Here is a 2,572-nt window from a genome sequence, read left to right on the forward strand (position 1 = left end):
AAATCCTTGTTCCGCAAGCCCGAAGTCCGCTACGCCGCCTCCTGACCATCAACTATTTGCCTTACGGGTCAATAGGCGAGGATCACGAACCCAATCCCGGGCATGACCAGGTGCGCCCACCAGTTCCCGCTGCGCCGACGGATGAGGTGGTGCACGACCACGGAGACGTGCAGGACCAGGAACGCCACCATCGCCCCGAAATTGATCAGTGACGACAGCAGGGTGATCGCATCCGCCCGGGTCGCCAAGTACAGACCCAGCGCGAGGGACACGAACCCGGTGAGCAGAGTCGCGTTGATCGGAACGTTGCGTCGGATCGACACCTTCGCCAAGAACGCCGGCAGCTGCCGATCCCGGGCCATCGCATACAGCAGCCGCGAGGTGGCGACCTGCGCGACCATCGAGTTCGGCAAACCCCACGCGATCGCCGTCGCGACCGCGCACAGGGTCGCCAACCAGCCGCCACCCGCCACGGCAGCGGCGTCGTAGAAGGCCGTGCCGTTCGGATCCCCCTGCGCAAGAAGACCAGCGGGGTCGGGGGCGAGCATCGCGGCCAGCCACGTCTGAGCGACAAACAGCACCCCGGCCAGGACCAGAACAGCGGCCATCGCCCGGCCGATCTGCCGGGAGCCACCCTTGGACTCCTCGGCCAACATGCTGATCCCGTCGAAACCCAGGAACGACAGCACCGCGATCGACACCGCCCCCGCCACCACCGACCAGGTGAACGTGTCAGCGTTGTAGAACGCCTCCCAACTGAACCGGCCCTTCCCAGTCGCGAGCGCCCAGCCGGCGACGCCCAGGAAGATCGCCAAGACGATCAGTTCACCGACGAGCATCACCCGGGTCACCACCGCCGTCATCCGGATCCCCACCGAGTTGACGACCGTGTTGACCGCGACGAACCCGAGCAGCCACAACCACACCGGCACCGCCGGCACGGTGGAATGCATCGCCACCGACGCCACCAGATACAACAGCCCCGGTACGAGGACGTAGTCGAGCAGGATCACCCAGCCGGCGAGGAACCCGACCGGCGCGCTGATCCCCCGCCCGGCGTAGTTGTAGACGCTGCCCGACATCGGGAACGCCTTCACCATCTGCGCATACGAGAACGCCGTGAACACCAACGCCACCACGCCGATCACGTACGCCAGGGCCACCATCCCGCCGGAGCCGGCGTACACGCTGCCGAAGATCGCCATCGGCGCGATCGGCACCATGTACACCAACCCGTACGCGACCAGATCCCGAAACCGCAGTTGCCGGCTCAACTCCTGGCGGTAGCCATAGCGGGACAGGGCTTGCTGCTCGTTCATCCTTATTCCTCTCCGCAAAGCACGGCCTCGACGCGGTGAAAGGTTTTGGCGGACACCGCCGTGTCCCAGATGCCCCAGTGGTCGCCGGTCAGGTACGACTGCGTGGCAGCGTGAGCTCGCCCCGTCGATGCCGCATCGGCCCGAGCCTTAGCCATCGATCGCCAACTCGTTGCGAGTTAACGATCACGGATCGATCTGCGTCTGGGAATACCGACTTGCGGTCCGACCTCGCGTACCGACCTACGGTCCGACCAGGTCCTGAGCTGTGCAAACGCGATCAGTCGACCTACGCGGTCGGATCACTCCGCCGAATCTTGGGGTTACATTGACACCGGCCGCCAGCAACAGCGGCCGAGCGTCAATGCATCTGTGGAGGATGTCGGTGAGTCGCCCCAGTCCGTTCGTCCGTCGGCGATGGCTCGGACGCGAGATCCGGCGTCTGCGCGATGAGCATGGCTTATCGGGCGAGTTCCTCGCCCGCGCGGTCGGGCATCCCCGGCAGCAGCTCAGCGCGCTGGAGAATGGTCATGTTGGCCCTGATGTAGATCTCTTAAGCGCGATATGCGAGTACCTCACCGTCGGCACCAATCGGCGTGCGGCGATCATGGACGGCGCAGCCGACGGCTGGGCACGAGGCTGGTGGATGGCCGATATCCAACGAATGGGCGCTCGGCAAGCTATCTACGCGGACTTGGAGAGCGGCACGAAGAGCATCACCGAGTACGCTCTTTCGCTGATTCCCGGGTTGCTACAGACGAGCGCCTTCGCCGACGCCCGGCTGCGCAGCGAACCTGCGCGTCACACTGAGCCGTTTGAATCAGCTGCGGCCGTCGCTGCGAGAGCACGCCGACAGCAGCTGCTCCTCGCCCCAGATGGGCCGCGCTACGATGTCGTGCTCGACGAGATTGCGGTTCGACGCTGTGCTGCCGAGCCACACATCGTCGCCGACCAACTCCGGCACATCGTCAATGTCTGCGCCGCCCACCCCCGCGTAACGGTCCGGGTACTGCCGATCGATGCGTCGATCAAGGGCCACAGCGCGCCGTGCTCGGCGTACTCGATCTATCGCTACCGCGACACGTCGGATTCAATTGCTGTTGCGGTCGACACTCTCAACCAAGATCTGATCCACACTGAGGCGGACGAGGTCGAGCCGTACCTGAGCTTGCACAGCCGACTTATTGACCCGTAACCCAAATGGTTTGTGATCGTTTGGGGTGTATGGGCGTTACGGTGCGGGACGCGCGTCGGCT

The 2,572-nt window shown here is 64.8% G+C and carries 1 protein-coding gene and 1 pseudogene; one reads left to right on the forward strand and one right to left on the reverse strand.

What is annotated here, in order from left to right; translation table 11 throughout:
- Positions 1 to 71: 71 nt before the first annotated feature.
- Positions 72 to 1,319, reverse strand: a pseudogene (locus ACLQ24_RS29250) (APC family permease); the annotation flags it as partial.
- A gap of 382 nt (positions 1,320 to 1,701) precedes the next feature.
- Between ACLQ24_RS29250 and ACLQ24_RS29255 the strand changes: the two are divergent.
- On the forward strand, positions 1,702 to 2,511 hold the full coding sequence (locus tag ACLQ24_RS29255) for a helix-turn-helix domain-containing protein (protein WP_425894966.1): 810 nt from the start codon (positions 1,702 to 1,704) through the stop codon (positions 2,509 to 2,511).
- Positions 2,512 to 2,572: the final 61 nt, after the last annotated feature.

The sequence above is a fragment of the Micromonospora sp. DT4 genome (assembly GCF_049841675.1).
GTDB lineage: Bacteria > Actinomycetota > Actinomycetes > Mycobacteriales > Micromonosporaceae > Micromonospora.